Raw genomic sequence first — 23,934 nt, 5'->3', positions numbered from 1 at the left:
GCACACGTTCACAAAGACATAGCCTGCTGTCGACGGGGCGGTCTGGGGACATATGACCGCCCGCAGCCCCGCTCTACCCGCAGGAGCACCGTGGCAACTGGCCGAACTCACCGACCGGCGACCCGTAGCCGAGGGATTCCCGAGGCCACCGTCGCCAGGCTTCCGCTGTACCTCCGAGCCCTGACCGCACTGTCGGAGCGCTCGGTGCCCACGGTCTCCTCCGAGGAGCTCGCGGCCGCGGCGGGGGTCAATTCCGCCAAGCTGCGCAAGGACTTCTCCTACCTCGGCTCCTACGGGACCCGCGGGGTCGGCTACGACGTCGAGTATCTCGTGTACCAGATCTCCCGCGAACTGGGGCTCACCCAGGACTGGCCGGTTGTGATCGTCGGTATCGGAAACCTCGGCGCCGCCCTCGCCAACTACGGTGGCTTCGCCTCCCGCGGCTTCCGCGTCGCCGCGCTCATCGACGCCGACCCCGCGATGGCCGGTCGGCCCGTCGCCGGCATCCCGGTCCAGCACGCCGACGAGCTGGAGAAGATCATCCGGGACAACGGCGTCTCGATCGGCGTGATCTCGACCCCCGCGGGCGCCGCCCAGCAGGTCTGCGACCGGCTGGTGGCCGCCGGTGTCACCTCCATCCTGAACTTCGCGCCGACCGTGCTGTCCGTCCCGGACGGCGTCGACGTGCGCAAGGTCGACCTCTCCATCGAGCTTCAGATCCTCGCCTTCCACGAGCAGCGCAAGGCCGGTGAGGAGGCCGTCGCCGACCGCACCCTCCCGCCCGCCGCCGCGGTCCGCGACGAGTCCACCGACCAGGGCCCGGACGGGGATGTCCCCGCCGTGATGCCGGCATGAGTCTCCTCGTCGTCGGACTGAGCCACCGCAGCGCCCCGGTCAGCCTCCTGGAGCGCGCCTCGCTGAGCGCGGACGGCCAGGACAAGCTGCTCCAGGACACGGTCGCCGCCGAGCCGGCCACCGAGGCCGCCGTGCTCGCCACCTGCAACCGCATCGAGCTGTACGCCGACGTGGACAAGTTCCACGCCGGTGTCGCCGAGCTGTCCACGCTGCTCGCCCAGCACAGCGGGGTCGGTCTCGAGGAGCTCACCCCGTACCTCTACGTGCACTACGAGGACCGGGCCGTCCACCACCTGTTCTCGGTGGCCTGCGGCCTGGACTCGATGGTCGTCGGCGAGGGGCAGATCCTCGGCCAGATCAAGAACTCGCTGGCCCGCGCCCAGGACCTGCACACCGCCGGGCGTCTGCTGAACGACCTGTTCCAGCAGGCCCTGCGGGTCGGCAAGCGCGCCCACTCCGAGACCGGCATCGACCGCGCCGGGCAGTCCCTGGTCACCTTCGGCCTGGAGCAGCTGTCCGCGGGCGCGGACGTGCAGGCCTGGGCGCGCGGCAAGAAGGCCCTGGTCATCGGCGCCGGTTCGATGTCGTCGCTGGCCGCCGCCACGCTCGCCCGGGTCGGCGTCCGCGAGATAGTGATCGCCAACCGTACGCAGGACCGGGCCGAGCGCCTCGTCCAGATCCTCACCGAGGGCGACGACACGGACGTGCTGGCCCGCGCGGTACCGATGAACGCGGTGCCGCTCGAGCTGACACGTGCAGATGTCGCCGTCTCCTGCACCGGCGCGACGGGACTCGTCCTGACCGCCGAGACGGTCACCTCCGCGGTCGAGGGCCGTACCGGGGCGCCCGTCATCGTGGCGCAGGCCGCCGCCGGGGAAGAGCACGGCAGCGGTCGTACGTCGGTGCGGACGGACGCCCGCGAGACCCCTCTGCCGCGCGTGGGCGCCGCCGCCATCGACGAGAACTGCCCGCTGGACCTCGCCGCCGAGCCCGGCTTCTCCCTGATGGGCGAGTCCGCCGTGGCCGGCCTGGACGCGGCCACCCTGGAGCAGCACGGCACCTGGGTCGATGGGGGTACCGCCCTGCTCGACCGCCGCGAGTCCGCCCGTGCCGAGGCCGACCCGGAGACCGACGCCGAGCTGATCACCGCGCTCGCCGCGACGGTGGCCACCGCCGGCCGGATCCCCGAGCACCGCAGGCCCGAGCCGGTCGCCGCCGCTCCGCGTCCCGAGCCGGCCCTGTTCGTACTGGACCTCGCCATGCCGCGCGACGTCGACGCGGCCGTGCACCGGCTCGCCGGGGTGCGCCTGGTGGACATCGAGTCGCTCGCCGAGGCCTCCGCCGACGCTCCGATGGCCGCCGACGTCGACCAGGTCCGCCGTATCGTCTCCGACGAGGTCGCGGCCTTCGGGGCGGCCCTGCGGGCGGCGCACATCACGCCCACCGTCGTCGCGCTGCGCACCATGGCCGCCGACGTCGTGAGCAGCGAGATCGCCCGCCTGGAGGGGCGGCTGCCCAGCCTCGACGACAGGCACCGGGCGGAGATCACCCAGACCGTCCGGCGTGTCGTGGACAAGCTGCTGCACGCGCCGACGGTCAGGGTCAAGCAGCTCGCGGCCGAGCCCGGCGGCGCCGGATACGCGGACGCGCTGCGCACCCTGTTCGACCTGGACTCCGAGACGGTCGCCTCCGTCTCCCGGGCCGACAGCGATTCCGACGACTCCGAGAAGCACGACGACTCCGAGAAGCACAGCAAGAACCGAGGGCCAGCATGACTGAGAAGGCACTGAGGCTCGGGACCAGGCGCAGCAAGCTCGCCATGGCCCAGTCCGGGTTGGTGGCGGACGCCGTGAGCCAGGTGACCGGACGGCCTGTCGAGCTCGTCCCGGTCACCACCTACGGCGACATCTCCCGTGAGCACCTCGCACAGATCGGCGGCACGGGTGTGTTCGTGGCCGCGCTGCGCGAGGCGTTGCAGCGGGGCGAGGTGGACTTCGCGGTTCATTCGCTCAAGGACCTGCCCACCACGCAGCCCGAGGACCTGGTCCTGGCCGCCGTACCCGAGCGCGAGGACCCGCGCGACGTGCTCGTCGCCCGGGACGCGCTGAAGTTCACCGACCTGCCCCGCGGGGCGCGCATCGGTACGGGCTCGCCGCGCCGCATGGCCCAGCTGAACGCGTACGCCCGCGCCCACGGCCTGGACATCGAGACGGTCCCGATCCGGGGCAACGTCGACACCCGCATCGGCTTCGTCAAGAACGGCGAGCTCGACGCGGTGGTGCTCGCCGCCGCCGGGCTGAACCGGGTCGGCCGGAGTGACGAGGTGACCGACTTCCTGTCGGTCGACACGATTCTGCCCGCCCCCGGCCAGGGGGCCCTGGCGGTCGAGTGCAGGGCGGGGCACACCGCCCAAGACGCTGCCCTCGCCGCCGAGCTCGCCGAGCTCGACGACCCGCACACGCGGGCCGCCGTGACCGCCGAGCGGTCACTGCTCGCCGCCCTGGAGGCCGGTTGCAGCGCCCCGGTGGGCGCGCTGGCCGACCTGTTGAGCGACGGGCAGATTGTCAAGGAAATGCGCCTGCGTGGCGTCGTCGGCAGGCCCGACGGCTCCGCACTGGTGCAGCTGTCCACCACCGGTCCCGTGCCCCAGACGCACGACCAGGCGATGGCACTCGGTCGCGAACTCGCCACCGAGATGCTCGCCCAGGGCGCGGCCGGTCTGATGGGGGAGCGAGCACAGTGAGCCCCACCACCCTTCCCGCCTGTCCTGAACACGGGCACGTCACCTTCCTCGGTGCCGGACCCGGAGATCCGGGACTGCTCACACTGCGCGCCGTGGAGGCGCTGGCCAACGCGGACGTCCTCGTCGCCGAGCACGAGGTGCTCGACGTCGTGCGCACGCACGCCAGGCAGGGCGTCGCCGTCGTGCACACGGACCCGGGTCCTTCGGCGGACTCGCATCCGGGCACGGGCACGCCCCAGCTCACGGTGGTTGACGGCACGTCAACAACCGCTGGGATCCCCGCGGTGCGGGATGCCGCACATCTTGTCATGGAGGCCGCGCGGGGCGGCAGGCGGGTCGTCCGTGCGGTGTCCGGGGACCCGGGACTCGACACGTACGCCGCGGAGGAGATGCTCGCCTGCGCCGCCGCGGGCGTTCCCTTCGAGGTCGTCCCCGGCATCGCGGCCGCCGTCGGCGTGCCCGCGTACGCCGGGGTGCCGCTGCGCGACGCCCAGGGCACCGACGTACGGTTCGTCGACGCGCGTACGGCCTCCGACCGCTGCTGGACCGAGGTCGGCGCCTCGGACGGCACGGTCGTCGTGTCGACCACGCTCGACTCGGTCGCCGCGGCGGCCGGTGAACTGGTCTCGGCGGGGCGCAAGCCCGACACCCCGTTGACGGTGACGGTCGCCGGTACGACCACCCGCCAGCGCACGTGGACGGCGACGCTCGGCACGATCGCGCAGACCCTGAAGCAGGCCAAGGTCCTGCCGTCCCCGGACGGCGGGCGCCCGGTGATAGCCGTGGTCGGCGAGCGCAGCGCGACCGCCCAGCGCGACCAGCTGTCGTGGTTCGAGTCCAAGCCGCTGTTCGGGTGGAAGGTCCTCGTGCCGCGCACCAAGGAGCAGGCGGCCTCGCTCTCCGACCAGCTGCGGTCCTACGGGGCCGTGCCGCACGAGGTCCCGACGATCGCCGTCGAGCCGCCGCGCACGCCCCAGCAGATGGAGCGCGCGGTGAAGGGCCTGGTGACCGGCCGCTACGAGTGGATCGCGTTCACCTCGGTCAACGCGGTGAAGGCGGTGCGGGAGAAGTTCGAGGAGTACGGCCTTGACGCCCGTGCCTTCGCCGGCATCAAGGTGGCGGCGGTCGGCGACCAGACCGCGAAGGCGCTGATCGCCTTCGGCGTGAAGCCGGACCTGGTGCCGAGCGGTGAGCAGTCGGCCGCGGGCCTGCTGGAGGACTGGCCGCCGTACGACCCGGTCTTCGACCCGATCGACCGTGTCTTCCTGCCCCGCGCGGACATCGCCACGGAGACCCTCGTGGCGGGTCTGATCGAACTGGGCTGGGAGGTCGACGACGTCACGGCCTACCGCACGGTCCGCGCCTCTCCGCCCCCGGCGGAGACCCGCGAGGCCATCAAGGGCGGCGGCTTCGACGCGGTGATGTTCACGTCGTCGTCGACGGTGCGGAACCTGGTCGGCATCGCGGGCAAGCCGCACAACGTGACGGTGATCGCCTGCATCGGCCCGGCCACGGCGAAGACCGCCGAGGAGCACGGCCTGCGGGTGGACGTGATGGCCCCCGAGCCGTCCGTCCACAAGCTGGCCGAGGCCCTGGCCGACTTCGGCGCGAGGCGCCGCCTGGCGGCCCTGGACGCGGGCGACCCGGTGACCCGCCCGAGCGAACGGCGGCCGGGGTCGCGCAGGCGTCGTACGTCGACGTGAGCGCGTGACCCTGTGAGGGCATGAGCTGGTGGCGGAACGTGCCGTGCGGGCGCGTTCCGCCATCGCGCGTTTTTACCTACGGTGGGCGGCCGGGGCCGCCCTCACGGTCCGGGATCCACGGTGTTCACCGAGGTTTTCGCACGGGCCAGCTCGCGCAGGACGCGGGCCAGGTCGGCGGGTTCGGCCGCGAGGCGGACCGGTGTGCCGGCGTCGTCGAGTTCGGCGACGTCCCAGCGTCCGTCCACGGGGTCGGAGCCCCGGGCGCGTCGTACGCTCTTGAGGGTGAGCCGCTCCACCGGTATCGGTTTCGCCGCGAACCGGCCCGGGCCGGGCGCCACCGCGAGGGGGCCGCCGCCCAGGACAATGTGGGTGCCGAAGCCATGCGGGTTGTAGTCGGTGTCCTCCAGGAAGCGGGCGGCCAGGAATTCCTCCTCGTCCTCTTCGGCGGTGGACTTCCCGGTCGTTCCGGCCGCTGCTCCCGGCGCACAGGTGGCGTGCCAGGCCCCGGCGAACAGCCCCAGCGTGACCAGCGAGCCCACGGCCATCCACGTGATCGCCACGGGCGAGGAGAACAGGGTCGTGGGGTGGAGGTAGCAGAGGGGCAGGAGCCACAGGGCGGTGGCGGCGAGCGCGCCCGCGAACGGGAGGGCCGGCGGGAGGTCCTTGTCGTCGCGCAGTCGGCGCCCGAGCAGGCTCAGCAGTGAGTGGGCCGCGGGGTAGCCCGCGGCGAGGAGGAACGCGGCCGCGAAGACGGCCATGCCCCCGGCCGTGGGGATGTCCTGGCGCCACACGTGGTTCTTTCCCGAGACCTTCATCAACTGGTCGTGCCAGAAGGTCAGTTCGACACTGCCGCCGCCCTCGAATTCCAGGGCGGCGTCGCGCGGGACCGCGAGCCGCTCCAGTGGCCGGCCGTCGGTGAAGTACAGCCAGCTGGGCCGCTTGGGACGATTGACCTCGGTCCGCGAGATCACGGCCGGTGTCGTGGTCAGGCACTCGCGGCGCTCCGCGGCGGGTGTCCCGGCGGTGCACGCGGTGGCCGACTTCCACGCCTGTTCGTACGACGCGGTCTCGGACACGGACCCCGCGGCCATGGCCGCGAACGCGAGCAGCACAGGGCACAGGACCAGCAACTCCACCCAGCCGCGCCGGGGGGTGCGGTACGACACGGCGGGGACCTTGCTCGACTCCGTGGCTTCGTAGCGGCGGTGCAGCGCGCGGAGCGCTTCCACCTCGGCGTCGAAGTCCGGGTCGTCGGACGACCGGCTCCGCGGCAGGGGCAGGAGTCGCTCACGTCCGTAGTGCGGGATCAGGCTGACGCGACGGGGCTTGTGGGCCCAGGGAGTTCGCGCGGACTTTTGGTGCACGCGCAGTTCGGCGATGTCGCCCCACGGCACGCTCCGGCGGCGCAGCAGCGTCCGCACGTGCAGACCGCGGGCGTCGGCGCTCACCCGGACGAAGGGCCACAGGGCGCGTCTCCAGCGGGGACGGCAGGTCATGTTCCGCACATCGGCCATGCAGGGCATCCTGTCATCGGCCGAGCCGCACGCGCTGGTGCGGTGGTCCGGGCCCCTGTCGGAGGCCCGGACCCTTTCACCTGACCTGAGTTGTCACGCCACGGTCCGGATGAGCTTCTTGTTGACGAACTCCTCGATTCCGGGGCGGCCGAGTTCGCGGCCGAAGCCGGAGCGCTTGATGCCGCCGAAGGGCAGTTCCGCGCCCTCGGCGCCGACGCCGTTGACGAAGACCATGCCGGCCTCGATGCGGTCGGCGACGCGCTCGGCCTGCGCGGGGTCGGTGGTGAAGACGTAGGACCCGAGGCCGTAGGGGGTGTCGTTGGCGATGCGCAGGGCGTCGTCCTCGTCGGCCGCCGGGAAGACCATCGCGACCGGTCCGAAGAGTTCCTGGCGGGCGGCGGTGTGTTCGGTGGTGAGCCCCGTGAGGACTCCGGCCGGGAAGTAGGCCCCGTGCCGTTCGCCCTCGCTGTGGAGCGTGGCGCCCTGGGCGACCGCCTCGTCGACCTGCCGGGCGAGGTTCTCGGCGGCGGCGACCGACGACAGCGGGGCGCCGGTCTCGCCGGCGAGCAGCCGGGCGGTGAACTTCTCGACGAACGCGTCGTAGAGGTCCTCGACGACGACGAACCGCTTGGCGGCGTTGCAGGCCTGGCCGGTGTTGTCGAGCCGGGCGGCGACGGCGGCCTCGACGACCGCGTCGAGGTCGTCGGTGGACAGCACGATGAACGGGTCGGAGCCGCCGAGTTCGAGGACGACGCGCTTCAGGTTCCGTCCGGCGATCTCGGCGACGGCGGCACCGGCGCGCTCCGAGCCGGTGAGCGAGACGCCCTGGACCCGCGGGTCGGCGATCACCTCGGCGATCTGCTCGTTGGTGGCGTACACGTTGACGTACGCGCCGGCCGGGAAGCCGGCCTCGGCGAACAGCTTCTCCAGCAGAGCCGCGGTGGCCGGGCACTGGGGGGCGTGCTTGAGGACGATGGTGTTGCCGAGCGCGAGGTTCGGGGCGGCGAACCGGGCCACCTGGTAGGCCGGGAAGTTCCACGGCATGATGCCGAGCAGGACGCCCACCGGGCTGCGCCGGACGACGGCGCTGCCGGGGCCGGAGGTGACGTCGAGCGGCTCGTCGGCGAGGAACGCCTCGGCGTGGTCGGCGTAGTAGTGGTAGATGTCGGCGCAGAAGCCGACCTCGCCCTCGGCCTCCGCGAGCGGCTTGCCCATCTCGCGCACGATGCTCGCGGCCAGTTCGGCCTGGTGCTCCGTGTGCAGGTCGCCGAGCCGGCGCAGCAGCGCGGAGCGCTCGGCCACGGAGCTGGTACGGCCCCAGGAGGTGGCCGCGTGGGCGGCGGCGACGGCGTCCGCGATCTCTGCGTCGGTGGCGGTCGGGTAGGTCTCGGCGACTTCGCCGGTGGTGGGGTCGGTGACGGCGTACATCAGGTCTCCGGAAAGTGGTCGGGTGCGGGGCGGCTGTCGGTCACGGGACGGCTCACGGGGTCAGGATCGTCCTGACCCCGGTGTTCGACCTGAGATCGTCGAACGCCTCCGCCGTCTCCCGCAGCGGCCGGGTCCTGCCGATCAGGTCGTCCAGCGGCAGCCGGCCCGCCAGGTAGAGGCGGGCCAGTTTGGGGATGTCGATCTCCCCGACGCTGGAGCCGTAGTTGCAGCCGAGGATACGTTTTCCCTGGTCGGCGAGGTCGAACAGGTCGAACGAACCGGTCGCGCCGGTCGGTGCCATCCCGACCAGGACGGCCGCGCCGCCCGAGGTGAGCATGGCCGGGAGGGTCTCGACGACCTTGGGGCTCCCGATCGCCTCGAAGGCGTAGTCCACTCCGCCGAGCTCCTCCTGGCACCAGGCCGCGACGTCGGTCCCGGCGCCGTCGAGTGTGTGGGTGGCGCCGAACCGCTCGGCCACGGCGAGCCGTTCGGGGGAGAGGTCGACGGCGACGACGGGGTCGGCGCCCACCAGGCGAAGACCCATCACCACGCTGAGTCCCACGCCGCCCGTACCGACGACGACCGCGGACTCGCCGGGACGGACCCGGGCGGTGTTCATGACCGCGCCGATGCCGGTCGTGATGGAGCAGCCGAGGAGGGCGCCGATGCCGAACGGCAGTTCCTCGGGGACCTTCACCGCCGCCGACTCGGGTACGACCAGCCGGTCCGTGAACGCCCCCAGGCCCAGGTAGGGCCACACCGGGTCGCCCTCGGTGTCCGTGAACGGGGTGGTCCCGTCGGGCAGCGTGTTGGCGACGGCCCTGGTGCCGGTGCACAGCCACGCCATTCCGGCCACGCACTTGCGGCAGCGCCGGCACGGTGCGAACCAGGACAGCACGACGTGGTCGCCGGGGCGCACGGAGGTGACGCCGGCCCCGACCGCCGTGACCACTCCGGCCGCCTCGTGTCCGAGCACGAGCGGTCGGTCGGTCGGCCAGTCACCGGTCACGATGTGCAGGTCCGAGTGGCACACGCCGGCCGCGCGCACGTCGATCTCGACCTCGCCCGGCCCGGCGGATCTGAGGGAGACGTCCTGCGACCGCAGTCCGGAGACCGGGTCGAAGACGACGGCCGGGGAGAATTTCGAGGACATCAGGACACCTTCACCTTTTCGGGGGCCGGGTTCTGGGGGAGCTGGGTGTGGGGCTTGGCGACGGCGACGTAGACGAGACCGATGGCGAAGAGCACGGAGAAGACCAGGACCACGGCCCAGACCTGGATCCAGCTGCCGCCGGCCGGGGCGAGTTCGGCGCGGGGCCAGGCGATGTTGACCGCCTCGAAGAGCAGCCACAGCACGGCGAGCACGTTGACCACCAGACCGGTCCGTCCCAGCCGCAGTTCCCCGGCGGAGGGGTTCCACCGGCCGCTCAACCGGGCGGCGAGCGCCACGACCGCGACGGCCAGGAAGATGAAGTAGAAGCCGCCGGAGCCGAACGCGATCAGGGTCGCCGCGGCATTGCCGTTCAGTCCGAGCAGCAGCCCGAGACCGGCCAGCACGGCCGTCGCGATGAGCGAGACGTACGGGATCTGCCGCGGGCCGACGGTGGCGAGCGTCGAGGAGAAGGGCAGCTGCCGGTCGCGGGCGAACGAGAAGACGGCTCGCCCGATGTACGTCTGGATCGAGATGGCGCACGCGAAGAACGCGATCAGAACGACGACGACGAACGGCTTCTCGCTCCATCCGCCCAGCCCGTCCGTCACGGCGGCAAGGACCGGATCCGCCGTCCTGCCGGACACGGCGTCCTCGGGCCGGCGCAGCGAGAGCGTCACCGCGAGCCCGGTCAGCAGGACCGTGAAGGCGACGAACACATAGGCGCGCAGCAGCGCCCGCGGCACGCTGCGCCGCGGCTGCTCGGTCTCCTCGGCGACCTGCGTGGTCGCGTCGAAGCCGAGGAACGCCCAGCCGGCCACCGCGAGACAGGTCAGGAAACCGGCCAGGACGGATCCCTTGGAGGCGGCCTCGGCTCCCAGCGTCTCGAACAGGATCCCGAAGCCGTTGTGACGCACGAAGAGCAGCAGGATCACGCTGATGGCGATGGAGGCGACGCCTTCGGCGAGGATGCCCGCGTTGAGGAAGTGCTTCACCGGGTTGACGCCGAGCAGGTTGATCGCGAGCGCCACGGCGATGAAGACCACGCCGAGGAGCACGTGGGTCGTCGCCGACGGTGTCCCGTCGCCGAAGAGCATGTGCAGCCAGCTCGCCCCCAGGTAGGCCACCGTGGCCAGTGACGCGACGGCCGAGGCGAGATAGATCCAGCCCACCAGCCAGCCCAGTCGGGGTCCGCCCAGCCGGCGCACCCACTGGTAGACCCCGCCCGTCATGGGGAACTGGGAGGACAGTTCGGCGTAGACGACGGCGGTCAGCAGCTGTCCGAGGAAGGCCGCGACGACCGCCCAGATCCACGCGGGGCCCGCGAAGACGAACCCGAGCTGGACGACGGCGTAGACGCCGACCACGGGGGAGATGGTCGCGAACCCGATCGCGAACACGGCCCACGGGGACAGGGTGCGTTTCAGCTCCTGCTGATAGCCGTACTCGGCGAGGTCACCGGCGTCGGTGTGAGTGTCGTTCACATGCGTCTCCTGACGGTGGTGCGTGCCGGAGGTGCCGGCTCGGCCGGGACGGGGCCGGGCCCTGTCGCCGGGGTGAGATCCCCTTGATCAGCGGCTTCCTGACGTCCACAGTTATTGGTCGCGTGGCCAATTTCCTAATTGGTCGCATACTCAATAACATTCCGGGCATGACGTCAAGGGGTCCGGGCAAGCGAGTCCGCAAGGCGCCGGCCGAGCGCCGCAACGAGATCGTCACCAGCGCCGCGCGGATCGGACTCACCGAAGGGCTGGAGTGCGTCACCCTGCGGCGGGTCGCCGACGAGCTCGGCGTCCAGTCCGGACTGGTCGGCCACTACTTCCCGGCGGCCGACAAACTCGTGGCCGAGGCCTTCACCAGCGCCACGATGGCCGAACTCGACAGCCTGCTCCCGGAGGGGCCTTCGGAGGGATCACCGGATGGACCGGCCGACATCGGCGACGGCACCCCGCTGCGCACACTCCGGCGCTTCTTCACCCTGATCTCCAGCGCCGACTTCGACAACGTCAGCAGGCTCTGGCTCAACGCGCGGCATCTGTCGCGCTACCGCCCCGTACTCCGCGAGCACGTCGTGGACCAGGAACTGCTCTGGTGCCGGCGCATAGAGCGGCTCATCACCGCCGGAGCGGAGGCCGGGGACTTCCGCTGCGACGACCCCTGGGCGGCGGCCGTGCGCATTCTCGTCGTGATCGACGGAACCAGCGCCTACATCAACACCAGCGCAGACCGCCGCGCGGCGCCGATCGCCGACATGGTCCGCACCTTCGCCGAGGCCGAACTCGGACTGGCGGCCGGTGCCCTGAAAAAGTCCTGACGCACGGCGGGGACGGCGGTGCCGCGGCACCGCGGTGCCCGCCCCGGCCGACCCCGTGGCGCCCGCGCACACCCACTCCGCGGTGCCCGCCCCGGCCGACTCCCCGTCGGCAAAGGCATCGGGGCGGCGGGCGTAGCGTAGAGGGCATGACGAAGTACGGATCCTTTCCCGGTACGCGTCCTCGCCGACTGCGCACCACCCCCGCCATGCGGCGCATGGTCGCCGAGACCCGGCTGCACCCGGCGGACCTCATCCTCCCCGCGTTCGTCCGCGAGGGCGTGAGCGAGCCCGTGCCGATCTCGACGATGCCCGGGGTGGTGCAGCACACGCGGGAGAGCCTGAAGAAGGCGGCCGCCGAGGCGGTGGAGGCCGGGGTCTCAGGGATCATGCTGTTCGGGGTGCCGGAGGAGGGCAAGAAGGACGGCCTCGGGACGGCGGGGACGGACCCGGACGGGATCCTCCAGGTCGCGCTGCGCGATGTGCGCGCCGAGGTCGGGGACGAGCTGCTCGTCATGTCCGACCTGTGCCTCGACGAGTTCACCGACCACGGCCACTGCGGCGTCCTCGACGCCGAGGGCCGGGTCGACAACGACGCCACGCTCGAGCGGTACGCCGAGATGGCCCAGGTCCAGGCCGACGCCGGCGCCCATGTCGTGGGCCCCAGCGGGATGATGGACGGGCAGATCGGCGTCATCCGGGACGCGCTGGACCAGATCGGTCGGGAGGACGTGGCCGTCCTCGCCTACACCGCCAAGTACTCGTCCGCGTTCTACGGGCCCTTCCGGGAGGCGGTCGGCTCCTCACTGCAGGGCGATCGCAAGACCTACCAGCAGGATCCGGCGAATCTGAGGGAGTCGCTGCGGGAGCTGGCCCTCGACCTGGAGGAGGGCGCCGACATGGTGATGGTCAAGCCGGCCGGTCCCTACCTCGACGTCCTCGCCCGGGTCGCCGACGCCGTGGACGTGCCGGTCGCCGCCTACCAGATCTCCGGCGAGTACTCGATGATCGAGGCCGCCGCCGAGAAGGGCTGGGTCGACCGGGACCGGGCCATCCTGGAGACCCTGACCGGCATCAAGCGGGCCGGGGCGCGCAACATCCTCACCTACTGGGCCACCGAGGTCGCGCAGAAGCTGCGCTGACCCCGCCGGGCCGCCCGTCTCCGCACGGGCGGCCCCGCCACGCCGTGACCGGTGCGCGGAGGGGTCAGGAGCCCGTGCCCCGTTCGCCTTCGCCGCGTCGGCCGCGGGAACCGCCGCCCGCCGACGCCCGGGCGGTGCCGTCGGCGCCGCCGTGCGAGGCGGCGTGCTGGTTCAGCACCTTCATGATCTCCATGGCCAGGGCCTCCGCCAGGGCGGGCGCGAGGGATTCCGCCAACGCGGTCGCCAGGACCTGCGCGAACAGCGCCTTCTCCAGTTCCGAGGACCGGGAGTGCGCCGGCCGGGAAAGAGACGTCGCGGCCGCTTCCAGCAGAGCCGCAGTCAGCGGGTCCTTCCCATGCCTGATACCGGTACCGGTGTGCGGAATCCCGGACTCGCGCACCATTTCCTCGAAGACCTCGTCGATGAAGGTCTCCAGGGGATCCCGTTCCGTCTCTCCGCCGGACTCAGCTGCCATTTGTGGTTCCTCAAGTTCGATTGCCGTACGGAACCCGCCCCCCGATGCCAGTGGGCGCGGCCGTCGGGGGGCGGGGTGTCGCCCGTCCCTAGCGCCGGGCCAGGGCGGCGAGCAGCAGGGGGTTCTGGATCATCGAGCCCCCGCGCTCCTCGCGGCGGCGCATGAGCATGGCGAGGAGGAGGGGGTGTTCGATGATGGGCTCCTCGCGTTCCTCCCGGCGGCGCATCAGGGCGGCGAGCAGCAGGGGGTTCTGGATCATCGACTCCCCGCGCTCCTCGCGGCGGCGCATGAGCATGGCGAGGAGGAGGGGGTGTTCGATGATGGGCTCCTCGCGTTCCTCCCGGCGGCGCATCAGGGCGGCGAGCAGCAGGGGGTTCTGGATCATCGACTCCCCGCCCTCCTCGCGGCGGCGCATGAGCGCGGCGAGGAGGAGAGGGTGGTCGATGATCGGTTCCTCCCCGCGTTCCTCACGCCGGGCGAGCAGCGCGGCCAGCAGAAGCGGTCCGATGACGGACTCCTCTTCCTCCTGGCCGGCGCCTGCCTTCTCCCGCGTGGGGCTCTCCGTCGTTGCCGTCATGGATTCCTCCTTCTGTGAAGCAAGACGCAGACGCATGACGCGGCGGAGTGCCCGAACTGGGAAGTTCGGCGCTCCGCTCCTTCGTCATCGTCGGCGCGCCCGGTGCCCGCCGCACTTCGATCTTGTGCAGCGCGCGGAAGGCGATCCCGGCGACCCGTGCATGCCCGAGGAGGTGGGGAAGACGCCCGGACGGCCGTCGCGAACGCGCGCAGGCCCCGCCCCGTCGAGGACGGGGCGGGGCCTGCGGCGACGGACCGGGCGGATCCGTCAGAGGCTCAGAGGCGCTCGGGCGTCCGGATGCCGAGCAGGGCCATGCCCTGGTGCAGGGTGCGCGCGGTGACGTCGCACAGGAACAGGCGGTTCTCCACCTGCTCCGGCGTCTGCGCCTTCAACACCGGGCACTTGTCGTAGAAGGTCGTGTACAGGGACGCCAGCTGGTACAGGTACGCGGTCAGCTTGTGCGGGGCGTACTCCGCGGCGGCCTCCCGCACCGTCTCCGCGAAGGCGTCGGCGTGCAGGCCCAACGTCCGCTCCGCCTCGGACAGTTCCAGCTCCGGGTGGGCGCAGGGCCGTACCTCTCCGGCCTTGCGGAGGATCGACTGGATCCGGGCGTAGGCGTACTGGAGGTAGACCGACGTGTCGCCGTTCAGCGAGACCATCTGGTCCAGGTCGAACTTGTAGTCCCGGCTCGCCGAGGTCGACAGGTCCGCGTACTTCACCGCGCCGATGCCCACTTGGGCACCCCGCTCGGCGATCTCCTCGTCCGAGAGGTCCTGCGCCTTCTCCCGGACGACCGCCGAGGCACGCTCGATCGCCTCGTCGAGCAGGTCGACCAGGCGAACCGTCTCGCCCTCACGGGTCTTGAACGGCTTGCCGTCCTTGCCGAGCACCGTGCCGAACGCCAACTGGTACGCCGTCACGTCGTCGTTCAGCCAGCCGGCCCGCCGCGCGGTCTCGAAGACCATCTTGAAGTGCAGGGACTGCCGGGCGTCCACGACGTACAGCAGGGTGTTCGCCTTGAGGTTGAAGACCCTGTCCCTGATCGCCGACAGGTCGGTGGCCGCGTAGCCGTAGCCACCGTCGGACTTCTGGACGATCAGCGGGACCGGGTTGCCGTCCGGGCCCTTGACGTCGTCGAAGAAGACGCACAGGGCGCCCTCCGAACGAACCGCCACGCCGGACTCCTCCAGCAGGCGGCAGGTCTCGGCGAGCATGTCGTTGTAGCCGGACTCACCGACGATGTCCGGGTCCCGGACATCCATGTCCAGCTTCTCGAAGACGGAGAAGAAGTAGATCTTCGACTCGTCCACGAACTTCTGCCACATGGCCACCGTGTGCGCGTCGCCGGCCTGGAGGTCCACCACCCGGCGCCGGGCCCGCGTCTTGAACTCCTCGTCGGAGTCGAACAGCTTGCGCGCGGCCTTGTAGAGGCGGTCGAGGTTCGACATCGCCTCCGCGCCGGTCACCTCGGACGCCTTGTGGTCCAGCTCGTGCGGGTGCTCGTCCAGATACTGGATGAGCATGCCGAACTGGGTGCCCCAGTCGCCGATGTGGTGCCGGCGGACCACGTTCTCGCCGGTGAACTCCAGGAGCTGGACGACGGAGTCGCCGATCACCGCGGACCGCAGGTGGCCGACGTGCATCTCCTTCGCCACGTTCGGCTGGGCGTAGTCGATCACCGTCGTGCCCGGCTGCTCCGCGTACGGCACACCCAGCCGGCCGTCGGAGTCGGCCGCCCGCGCCGCGAGGTTCTCCGTGATCGCCCGGTCGGTGACCGTGATGTTGAGGAAGCCGGGTCCGGAGACCTCGACGTCCTTGATCACATCACCGGTGACCACGTGCCCGACGACCTGCGTCGCCAGCTCCCGCGGGTTCGTCCTCGCCTGCTTGGCCAGCGCCAGGATGCCGTTGGCCTGGAAGTCCGCCCGGTCGCTGCGTCGCAGCAGCGGGTCCGCGGCGGCGGTCTCCGGCAGGGTGGCCGAGAGGGCGGACGCGAGGCGCTGGTGGACGGAAGCGGTGAGGGACGTGACCGAGGCCATAGGAAAGGGTGCCGTTCTCCTCGTGCGGATGGATAGACAGGCCCAGTATCCCATGCGGGGTAAAGCGAATTTTCCGGCCGACGGGCCAACGCCGGGCCGCCCGTGCCCGTCCAACGCGTTGAAAAGGTGTTTTCGCGGATGCCGACCCGCCTGGGACAATGGAGCGGTCAGCCGTGCGACCGTAGCGGCTGCCCACGGAGAACCTTCAGAGAAACTTCAGGGAAAGAGGACGTGCCGATCGTGGCTCAGAGCACCGAGACCGCCGACTGGGTCTCCCGTTTCGCGGACGACGTCATCGAGGAGTCGGAGCGTCGGGCCCCGGGCAAACCGGTCGTCGTCGCGTCCGGGCTGTCGCCGTCCGGCCCCATCCACCTGGGCAACCTGCGCGAGGTCATGACCCCGCACCTCGTCGCCGACGAGATCCGCCGCCGCGGGTATCCGGTACGGCACCTGATCTCCTGGGACGACTACGACCGGTACCGCAAGGTCCCGGCCGGGATCGCCGGTGTCGACGAGTCGTGGGCCGAGCACATCGGCAAGCCGCTGACCTCCGTCCCGGCCCCGAAGGGCTCGGCGCACCCCAACTGGGCCGAGCACTTCAAGGCCGCCATGGTCGCCTCGCTCGCCGAGCTGGGCGTGGAGTTCGACGGCATCAGCCAGACCGAGCAGTACACCTCCGGCGTGTACCGCGAGCAGATCCTGCACGCGATGAGGCACCGCGGCGACATCGACGCGATCCTCGCCCAGTACCGCACCAAGCCCAAGGCGGCCAAGAAGCAGCAGAAGCCCGTGGACGAGGCCGAGCTGGAGGCCGAGGAGGGCTCGGGCGCGGCGTCCGAGGACGACGGCAGCTCCGGCTCCGCCGGCTACTTCCCGTACAAGCCGTTCTGCGGCAACTGCGAGAAGGACCTCACCACCGTCACCGCCTACGACGACGACTCCACCGAGCTGACGTACGCCTGCACCGCGTGCGGTTTCTCGGAGACGGTCCGGCTCAGCGAGTTCAACCGCGGCAAGCTGGTCTGGAAGGTCGACTGGCCGATGCGGTGGGCGTACGAGGGCGTGATCTTCGAGCCGAGCGGTGTCGACCACTCCTCGCCGGGGTCCTCGTTCCAGGTCGGCGGGCAGATCGTCGGGATCTTCGGCGGCAAGCAGCCGATCGGCCCGATGTACGCCTTCGTGGGCATCTCCGGCATGGCGAAGATGTCGTCCTCGCGCGGTGGCGTCCCCACCCCGGCCGACGCGCTGAAGATCATGGAGCCGCAGCTCCTGCGATGGCTGTACGCCCGGCGCAGGCCGAACCAGTCCTTCAAGATCGCCTTCGACCAGGAGATCCAGCGCCTGTACGACGAGTGGGACAAGCTCGCCGCCAAGGTCGCCGACAGCTCGGCGCTGCCCGGTGACGTCGCCGCGTACACGCGCGCGGTGGGCACCGCCGCCGGCGAGCTGCCGAAGACACCGAGCCCGCTGCCGTACCGCACGCTCGCGTCCGTCGCCGACATCACCGCCGGCCACCAGGACCAGGCGCTGCGCATCCTGTCCGAACTCGACCCGGCCAACCCGCTGGGCTCGCTCGACGAGGCCCGCCCGCGGTACGACAGGGCCGAGGCGTGGATCAACACCCACGTCCCCGCCGACCAGCGCACCATCGTCCGCGAGGAGCCCGACACCGACCTGCTGAAGTCCCTCGACGAGTCCTCCCAGCAGTCGATCCGGCTGCTGCTCGACGGCCTTGGGGACCACTGGTCGCTCGACGGGCTCACCCACCACGTCTACGGCGTGCCCAAGGTCCAGGCCGGGTTCTCCGCCGACGCCACGCCCAAGGAGCTGCCGCCGGAGATCAAGACCGCCCAGCGGTCCTTCTTCGCGCTGCTCTACCACCTGCTCGTCGGCCGCGACACCGGGCCGCGACTGCCCACGCTGCTGCTCGCGGTGGGGCAGGAGCGGGTGCGGGCCCTGCTCGGGGAGTAGCGGAAACAGCGAAGCGACACGCGGCGGTACGACAACAACGAGGGGGCCCTCGCGAGAGGGCCCCCTCGTTCGTGGTTCAGGGGTCGTTCGGGGTTCACGCCTCAGGCGATGTGGTCTTCCTCCAGCTCCGCGTTGAAGCGGTTGGAGAAGCGGCTCACCAAGTGCTTGGCCTCGTTGTCGGGCAGCGAGATCCCGTACGTGGCCTCCACCCCGTCGGCGAACTCGCGGGGGGTGGGCAGGCTGCCGTTGATCGACTGGCGGAAGACCTGGTAGTAGGCCTCCTCGTCCGGCTCCGTGGGCGGGGTGCCGCCGCCCTCGCCGAGCTGGCGGGTGCGGTTCGGGCCGGCCGGGATGGGGAAGCTGCCGGTGTCCTCAGGGGAGGGCTCGGACTGCTGCGGCTGCGGGGCCTCGCCCTGGTGCTCCTGGTATCCCTGGTGCTCCTGGTATCCCTGGTGCTCCTGGAACCCCTGGTGTTCCTCGTACCACTCCTCGTACGGGAGTTCCTCGTACGGAGGCTCCGGCTCGTACGCCGGGTCGTAGCCTCCGTGGTAGTCGACCTGCTGGGCGGCGGAGAACCAGGGACTCGCTTCGTCCGGGGCCTGCTGTTCCGGTACCGGCTGCCCGCCGTTGTGGGGGCCGGCCAGCTCGGGGCGCTGCCCGCCCGGAGGTGCCTCCGCCAGCGCCGGAACGGACTGGGAGGCTCCCTCGCCGCCCATCCGTGCCGCCTCGGCGGCGCGAGCGTCCACGGCCGTCTCGACCTGCGGGCGCGGCGGGATCAGCGCCGGTTCTATGCCCGCCGCCGCCAGGCCCGCCGGGGCCGTCTCCCCCAGGGGGACGCCGTACCGGGCGAGGCGCAGCGGCATCAGGGACTCCACCGGGGCCTTGCGGCGCCAGGCCCGGCCGAAGCGGGAGCGCAACCGGGCCTGGTAGACGAGACGTTCCTGTTCCAGCTTGATGACCTGGTCGTAGGAGCGCAGCTCCCACAGCTTCATACGGCGCCACAGCAGGAAGGTGGGGACGGGGGAGAGCAGCCAGCGGGTCAGGCGGACGCCCTCCATGTGCTTGTCCGCCGTGATGTCCGCGATCCGGCCGATCGCGTGCCGGGCCGCCTCCACGGCGACCACGAACAGCACCGGGATCACCGCGTGCATGCCCACGCCCAGCGGGTCCGGCCAGGCGGCGGCGCCGTTGAAGGCGATCGTGGCCAGCGTCAGCAGCCACGCGGTCTGGCGCAGCAGCGGGAAGGGGATCCGGATCCAGGTCAGGAGCAGATCCAGGGCGAGCAGCACACAGATGCCCGCGTCGATGCCGATCGGGAACACATAACTGAAGTTCCCGAAGCCCTTCTTGATGGCGAGTTCACGGACGGCCGCATACGAACCTGCGAAGCCGATACCGGCGATGATCACGGCACCCGTGACGACCACGCCGATGAGAACGCGGTGCATCCGGGTCAGCTGTGGCGTGGCCACCCGTGACTCCCTCCCCTTGCGTGTTGGTTGCGCGCAACAGGGTGGCACATCTGTGCGAGGGGTGTGGGACCGGTCCGGTTGCTCCGCTTCTACGGGCCGTCCGTGGGTCAGCCGTTGGACGCCGACTTCGACGGTGAGGCCGACTTCGACGGCGACTTCGCGGGGGACTCGGACGCCGAGGAGGAAGAGGAGGTGCTCGGCGCACCGCCGCCGGACGCGCCGTTCGCCGTCGCCACCGTGGTCACCGCCTCCTTGGCGGCCTTCTCCGCGGCCTTCGTCAAGTCGGCGGCGTCCGGGGTCGAGTCTCCGGCCAGACCGGCACCGTTGTAGTCGAGGGTGACGACCACGTTCTCCGCCCGCGCCACGACCGTCTGCTGCTTGAAGGCGCCTTCCTTCTTCTTCAGGTCGTAGCGCACCACCGTGGCCTCGTCGCCGGTCCCGGACACCGGCTCCGACTTCACGTTCTGCGCGTTCTCCACGTTCCGGGCGTCCTGCACCTGCCGCTCATAGAACTCCTGCGCCTGCTTCTCGCCGGTGCCGCGGGTGGCATCGGACTCGAAACGCAGCAGCGACACGTTGAGCCAGCGGAACTGAGAGCCCTTCACGCCGTTGTTGTCCAGGCTGTTCCAGGAGCAGCCGGCACGCGTGGAGAGGTCGCTGGAGGCGCTCTCCTTACCCGACTTCACGCCCTTCGGGACCAGTTCGCCGAGTGTCTTGTCCGACAGGATCTTGCACGCCTGGGGCAGCTTCGCGTACGCCGCGGCCTGCACCGTCGGCGACGGGCTCGCGCTCGCGGATCCCTTCACGTCGCCCCCCGCGGTCTGCTTGGCACCGCCGCCGGAGCCGGAGTCCGAGGAGGAGCAGGCCGCGGCGAGCAGCATCACGGGGACGGCGATCGCGCAGACGAGGGCGCGGTTCGGACGCTTCGCTCGCGGGGTACGCGGAGCTTTCCCCCACTGCCTGAACGGCGTGGGAGGTACCCCCACTTCTCGCTGGGCTGCTCGCTGCATGGTTCCTTCACTCATGACGCTCGTCGTTCCTGCGGTCGGTTCGGGTCCGAGGGGCCACCGTACGCGGTGAGGCAGCCGCGCGGTCCCACTTGTCGTACTGAGCGAGGCGGCACCGGGTGCCGCGCGAGAGTCGTCAACCACCCAGTGAATCGGCCAGCCGAGCGGCCAGTTTCCTTGCCTTGTCCTGCATTTCCTTGCTGTCCGGGACGACGCCGACGGTCGTCGGCTGCTCCTCGTACACGAGGGTCACGACCACGTTGGACGTGCGGAATGCCACAGTCACGGTTCGCTGCCGGGCGGTCGAACCGGAGCTGCCGAGCGCGTCGTCGAGGAACGCCTCGTCGCCGAGATCGCTCAGGAGCCGGGGCTGGAGGTCGGTCGAAGCGGCGTCGCCGGAGGCGGACGAGGAGGAGTCGGGGGAGGGCGAGGACGAGGATGAGGAGGATGCCGAGGGCGACGGGGACGACGGGGGCGCCGGGGACGACGACGGGGTACTGCCGGAACCGGAACCGGAAGGAGATGCGGAGTCCGCGCCGGAGGCGTCCTTGGACTCGGTCGTGGAGGCCGAGTTCTCGGTGGCGGTCGGCTCGGGAAGGTGCGCGGCGGCCCGTTTGGCGGCGAAGACCGACTGCGCCTGACTGTCGTCGCTGACGGTGTTGTCGTAGGAGACGACCCGCTCGAAGTCGATGTAGAGATGGTCGGTGGCGTCCGAGGACTCGACCTTCCAGCGGCATCCGACCTTGCGGTCGGTGTCGTACGTGAGCGTCGCCTGGCCCTCGTAGGCCTTGTCCCGCTGGTCCACGTCCATGATCTGCTTGATGCCGGGGAGCAGTGAGTCGAGGGTGTTGTGGCCGACCGCGCGGCAGGCCTCCGGAAGCGTCCGGTACCTGCCCGGCTGGGCCGCCGCCGTCGTCGCGTCGGAGCCGCCGGGGTTGGCGTTGTCCGCCCGGCCGTCACTGGACGAACCACCGGTGCAGCCACCCAGCAGCAGCGCCGCGAGGAGCGCGGCCGCGCCGGGTACGTACGCCTTCCGCAGCACGGTCAGGCTCCTCTCGCTTTCGATGGCCCCGCTGGTTATTCGCTTGCCGGGCGGGGGCGCTTCCTGGAGACAATGTGTATCGCACGCACTGCCGTGGACGCCGGTCCGTTGTCCTGTTTCGCCGACCTTGGCGCTGGTATTGCGTTTCCATGCTTCTGTTTTGTTTCCGGGGGAATGAGGGCGATATGTCGTATGTGGAGATGCCGGGCGCGAAGGTCCCGATCCGCATGTGGACCGACCCGGCGACGGTCGAGGACGTGGCGATGCAGCAGCTCCGGAACGTCGCGACCCTCCCCTGGATCAAGGGCCTCGCCGTCATGCCGGACGTGCACTACGGCAAGGGCGCGACGGTCGGCTCGGTCATCGCGATGCGGGGCGCGGTCTGCCCGGCCGCGGTGGGCGTGGACATCGGCTGCGGAATGTCGGCCGTGAAGACCTCGCTGAGGGCCGGCGATCTCCCCGGCGACCTGTCCCGCCTCCGCTCCAAGATCGAGCAGGCGATTCCGGTGGGACGGGGAATGCATGACAATCCTGTCGATCCGGGACGGTTCCACGGTCTGGCCACCGCGGGGTGGGACGGGTTCTGGGGGCGTTTCGACGGGGTGGCGGAGGCGGTCAGGTTCCGTCAGGAGCGCGCCACGAAGCAGATGGGAACGCTGGGCAGCGGAAACCACTTCGTGGAGGTCTGCGTCGACGAGTCCCAGGCGGTGTGGCTCATGCTGCACTCCGGCTCCCGCAACATCGGCAAGGAACTCGCCGAGCATCACATCGGTGTCGCGCAGAAGCTCTCGTACAACCAGGGGCTGGTCGACCGCGACCTCGCCGTCTTCGTCGCGGACACACCGCAGATGGCGGCGTACGAGCACGACCTGTACTGGGCCCAGGAGTACGCGAGGTACAACCGCGCGATCATGATGGCGCTCCTGAAGGACGTGATCCGCCGGGAGTTCAAGAAGGCCGGGGTGACCTTCGAGCCCGAGGTGAGCTGCCACCACAACTACGTGAACCGTGAGCGCTACGAGGGCATGGACCTCCTCGTCACCCGCAAGGGAGCGATCAGCGCCCGGGCGGGGGAGTACGGCATCATCCCCGGCTCCATGGGCACCGGCTCGTACATCGTCAAGGGCCTCGGGAACGAGGAGTCCTTCAACTCCGCGTCGCACGGCGCCGGCCGGCGCATGAGCCGCAACGCCGCCAAGCGCCGCTTCTCCACCAGGGACCTGGAGGAGCAGACGCGGGGCGTGGAGTGCCGCAAGGACTCGGGCGTCGTCGACGAGATCCCGGGCGCCTACAAGCCGATCGAGCAGGTCATCGACCAGCAGCGGGACCTCGTGGAGGTCGTGGCGAAGCTTCGGCAGGTCGTCTGCGTGAAGGGCTGAGGCCCGCGGGCGCGGCCGTCGCCCCGGCCGTACGGCTACTTGGCGTGGCGGACCGCGTAGATCATCACGAAGGCGACGACGTGGATGCCGAAGAGGAAGTAGCCGAGGTAGTACCAGACGTACCGTTCGCGCTTCTTCTCCAGGGCGAGGCGCGCGCGCTCCGGCTCCCGGTCGAGGTCGTCGGTCATCACGGCTCCCGGTGGACCTTGGTGTTCGACGCCTGGGCGCGGGGGCGGACGATCAGGAGGTCGATGTTGACGTGGCTGGGGCGGGTGACCGCCCAGGTGATGGTGTCGGCCACGTCGTCGGCCGTCAGGGGCTCGGCCACGCCGTCGTAGACCCTGGCGGCCTTCTCCCGGTCGCCGCCGAAGCGGGTGAGGGCGAACTCCTCCGTCCTGACCATGCCGGGGGCGATCTCGATGACCCGGACCGGCCTGCCGACGATCTCCAGGCGGAGGGTCTCGGCGAGGACGTGGGCGCCGTGCTTGGCGGCGACGTAGCCGCCGCCGCCCTCGTAGGTGCCGTGACCGGCGGTGGAGGAGACCACGACCACCGTGCCGTCGCCACTGGCCTCCAGCTTGGGCAGGAGGGCCTGGGTGAGGTTGAGGGTGCCGAGGACGTTCGTCTCGTACATCGTGCGCCAGTCGGCCGGGTCGCCGGTGGCGACGGGGTCGGCGCCCAGTGCCCCGCCGGCGTTGTTGACCAGGACACCGATGGCCTTGAAGGCCGTGGCGAACTCGTACACCGCCGCGCGGTCGGTGACGTCCAGCTGGTAGGCGGTGGCGGAGTGGCCCGCCGCGCCGATCTCCTCGGCCAGCGCCTCGATACGGTCCTTGCGGCGGGCGGTCAGGACGACCCGGTAGCCGGCGGCGGCGAGCTGCCGGGCCGTGGCGGCGCCGATGCCGCTGCTCGCACCGGTCACGACGGCGATGCGGGAGGCGGCGGACGGGGCGGCGGTGGCCATGGGCTTGCTCCTCGGGGACGGGTGTCGGGTGCGTGTCTGCGCGGTCGTCGTCTCCAGCGTAGGCGAGTGAGCTTGTTCCGCTTTGACGGACACCATCGGTGTGGTGGTCAGGCTGCGAGAACGGTTTCGTACTCGGCGGGACTGCGGTAACCGAGGCTGCTG

Annotated in this window: 20 protein-coding genes; 8 read left to right on the top strand and 12 right to left on the bottom strand. The window is 71.0% G+C overall.

Going from position 1 to position 23,934, the window contains the following annotated elements; translation table 11 throughout:
• The first annotated feature begins 90 nt into the window (after positions 1-90).
• Genes ACFY3J_RS37220 through ACFY3J_RS37205 form a run of 4 tightly spaced genes read left to right on the top strand, consistent with a single transcriptional unit; the run spans position 91 to position 5,301 of the window.
• On the top strand, positions 91-855 hold the full coding sequence (locus ACFY3J_RS37220) for a redox-sensing transcriptional repressor Rex (RefSeq protein ID WP_141359541.1): 765 nt from the start codon (positions 91-93) through the stop codon (positions 853-855).
• Positions 852-2,630 (top strand): glutamyl-tRNA reductase, encoded by a 1,779-nt coding sequence (locus ACFY3J_RS37215; protein ID WP_384176294.1) that lies wholly within the window; start codon positions 852-854, stop codon positions 2,628-2,630. The genes ACFY3J_RS37220 and ACFY3J_RS37215 overlap by 4 nt, the downstream gene beginning before the upstream one ends.
• Complete coding sequence (gene hemC, locus ACFY3J_RS37210; RefSeq protein ID WP_384176292.1) at positions 2,627-3,598, top strand: hydroxymethylbilane synthase; 972 nt, start codon at positions 2,627-2,629, stop codon at positions 3,596-3,598. Before ACFY3J_RS37215 ends, hemC begins: the two co-directional genes overlap by 4 nt.
• Positions 3,595-5,301 carry a bifunctional uroporphyrinogen-III C-methyltransferase/uroporphyrinogen-III synthase gene (locus ACFY3J_RS37205; protein ID WP_141359538.1) on the top strand — a complete coding sequence of 569 codons (1,707 nt, stop codon included), beginning with the start codon at positions 3,595-3,597 and terminating at the stop codon, positions 5,299-5,301. Before hemC ends, ACFY3J_RS37205 begins: the two co-directional genes overlap by 4 nt.
• Positions 5,302-5,402: 101 nt before the next feature.
• Here ACFY3J_RS37205 and ACFY3J_RS37200 read toward each other — a convergent pair whose 3' ends face one another.
• The 4 genes from ACFY3J_RS37200 to ACFY3J_RS37185 form a co-directional block, all read right to left on the bottom strand.
• The gene (locus tag ACFY3J_RS37200) at positions 5,403-6,815 is read right to left on the bottom strand and encodes a PH domain-containing protein (RefSeq protein ID WP_384176289.1); all 1,413 of its coding nucleotides are present in this window, start codon (positions 6,813-6,815) and stop codon (positions 5,403-5,405) included.
• 93 nt (positions 6,816-6,908) lie between these two features.
• Positions 6,909-8,243: an NAD-dependent succinate-semialdehyde dehydrogenase gene (locus tag ACFY3J_RS37195; protein ID WP_384176287.1), complete on the bottom strand. Its 1,335-nt coding sequence runs from the start codon at positions 8,241-8,243 to the stop codon at positions 6,909-6,911.
• Positions 8,244-8,295: 52 nt separating this feature from the next.
• Positions 8,296-9,396 carry an alcohol dehydrogenase catalytic domain-containing protein gene (locus ACFY3J_RS37190; protein WP_384176285.1) on the bottom strand — a complete coding sequence of 367 codons (1,101 nt, stop codon included), beginning with the start codon at positions 9,394-9,396 and terminating at the stop codon, positions 8,296-8,298.
• The gene (locus ACFY3J_RS37185; RefSeq protein ID WP_390842723.1) at positions 9,396-10,877 is read right to left on the bottom strand and encodes an APC family permease; all 1,482 of its coding nucleotides are present in this window, start codon (positions 10,875-10,877) and stop codon (positions 9,396-9,398) included. The genes ACFY3J_RS37190 and ACFY3J_RS37185 overlap by 1 nt, the downstream gene beginning before the upstream one ends.
• A 167-nt stretch (positions 10,878-11,044) precedes the next feature.
• Here ACFY3J_RS37185 and ACFY3J_RS37180 point away from each other — a divergent pair, with 167 nt between their 5' ends.
• Together ACFY3J_RS37180 and hemB are read left to right on the top strand one after the other, a co-directional pair.
• Positions 11,045-11,707 carry a TetR/AcrR family transcriptional regulator gene (locus ACFY3J_RS37180; protein ID WP_384176281.1) on the top strand — a complete coding sequence of 221 codons (663 nt, stop codon included), beginning with the start codon at positions 11,045-11,047 and terminating at the stop codon, positions 11,705-11,707.
• Positions 11,708-11,853: 146 nt separating this feature from the next.
• A complete protein-coding gene (gene hemB, locus ACFY3J_RS37175) occupies positions 11,854-12,846 on the top strand; it encodes a porphobilinogen synthase (RefSeq protein ID WP_384176279.1) in 993 nt (330 codons plus the stop codon).
• 64 nt (positions 12,847-12,910) lie between these two features.
• Here the strand turns inward: hemB and ACFY3J_RS37170 are convergent, their stop codons facing one another.
• The 3 genes from ACFY3J_RS37170 to argS all read right to left on the bottom strand — a co-directional run bounded on the left by ACFY3J_RS37170 (position 12,911) and on the right by argS (position 15,937).
• Positions 12,911-13,321: a hypothetical protein gene (locus ACFY3J_RS37170; RefSeq protein ID WP_384176277.1), complete on the bottom strand. Its 411-nt coding sequence runs from the start codon at positions 13,319-13,321 to the stop codon at positions 12,911-12,913.
• Between the two features lie 88 nt (positions 13,322-13,409).
• Positions 13,410-13,898, bottom strand: coding sequence for a hypothetical protein (locus ACFY3J_RS37165; RefSeq protein WP_390842722.1), 489 nt, complete (start codon positions 13,896-13,898; stop codon positions 13,410-13,412).
• A gap of 275 nt (positions 13,899-14,173) precedes the next feature.
• On the bottom strand, positions 14,174-15,937 hold the full coding sequence (gene argS, locus ACFY3J_RS37160; RefSeq protein ID WP_384176274.1) for an arginine--tRNA ligase: 1,764 nt from the start codon (positions 15,935-15,937) through the stop codon (positions 14,174-14,176).
• A 231-nt stretch (positions 15,938-16,168) separates the two neighbouring features.
• On the opposite strand from argS, the gene lysS reads away from it, so the two are divergent.
• Positions 16,169-17,908: a lysine--tRNA ligase gene (gene lysS / locus ACFY3J_RS37155; protein WP_384176272.1), complete on the top strand. Its 1,740-nt coding sequence runs from the start codon at positions 16,169-16,171 to the stop codon at positions 17,906-17,908.
• 101 nt (positions 17,909-18,009) lie between these two features.
• Here lysS and ACFY3J_RS37150 read toward each other — a convergent pair whose 3' ends face one another.
• The 3 genes from ACFY3J_RS37150 to ACFY3J_RS37140 all read right to left on the bottom strand — a co-directional run bounded on the left by ACFY3J_RS37150 (position 18,010) and on the right by ACFY3J_RS37140 (position 21,429).
• Complete coding sequence (locus ACFY3J_RS37150) at positions 18,010-19,356, bottom strand: DUF2637 domain-containing protein (protein ID WP_390842728.1); 1,347 nt, start codon at positions 19,354-19,356, stop codon at positions 18,010-18,012.
• 131 nt (positions 19,357-19,487) lie between these two features.
• A complete protein-coding gene (locus ACFY3J_RS37145) occupies positions 19,488-20,405 on the bottom strand; it encodes a DUF3558 family protein (protein WP_390842721.1) in 918 nt (305 codons plus the stop codon).
• A 118-nt stretch (positions 20,406-20,523) separates the two neighbouring features.
• Positions 20,524-21,429 (bottom strand): DUF3558 domain-containing protein, encoded by a 906-nt coding sequence (locus ACFY3J_RS37140; protein ID WP_384176268.1) that lies wholly within the window; start codon positions 21,427-21,429, stop codon positions 20,524-20,526.
• A 185-nt stretch (positions 21,430-21,614) separates the two neighbouring features.
• On the opposite strand from ACFY3J_RS37140, the gene ACFY3J_RS37135 reads away from it, so the two are divergent.
• Positions 21,615-22,808: an RtcB family protein gene (locus ACFY3J_RS37135; protein ID WP_384176266.1), complete on the top strand. Its 1,194-nt coding sequence runs from the start codon at positions 21,615-21,617 to the stop codon at positions 22,806-22,808.
• Between the two features lie 35 nt (positions 22,809-22,843).
• Here ACFY3J_RS37135 and ACFY3J_RS37130 read toward each other — a convergent pair whose 3' ends face one another.
• Together ACFY3J_RS37130 and ACFY3J_RS37125 are read right to left on the bottom strand one after the other, a co-directional pair.
• Positions 22,844-22,996: a hypothetical protein gene (locus ACFY3J_RS37130; protein WP_384176265.1), complete on the bottom strand. Its 153-nt coding sequence runs from the start codon at positions 22,994-22,996 to the stop codon at positions 22,844-22,846.
• Positions 22,996-23,772: an SDR family NAD(P)-dependent oxidoreductase gene (locus tag ACFY3J_RS37125; protein WP_384176263.1), complete on the bottom strand. Its 777-nt coding sequence runs from the start codon at positions 23,770-23,772 to the stop codon at positions 22,996-22,998. Before ACFY3J_RS37125 ends, ACFY3J_RS37130 begins: the two co-directional genes overlap by 1 nt.
• Positions 23,773-23,934 lie beyond the last annotated feature (162 nt).

The organism is Streptomyces sp. NPDC001231, assembly GCF_042896885.1.
Classification (GTDB): domain Bacteria; phylum Actinomycetota; class Actinomycetes; order Streptomycetales; family Streptomycetaceae; genus Streptomyces.
This window is presented reverse-complemented; position numbering and strand designations above follow the sequence as displayed.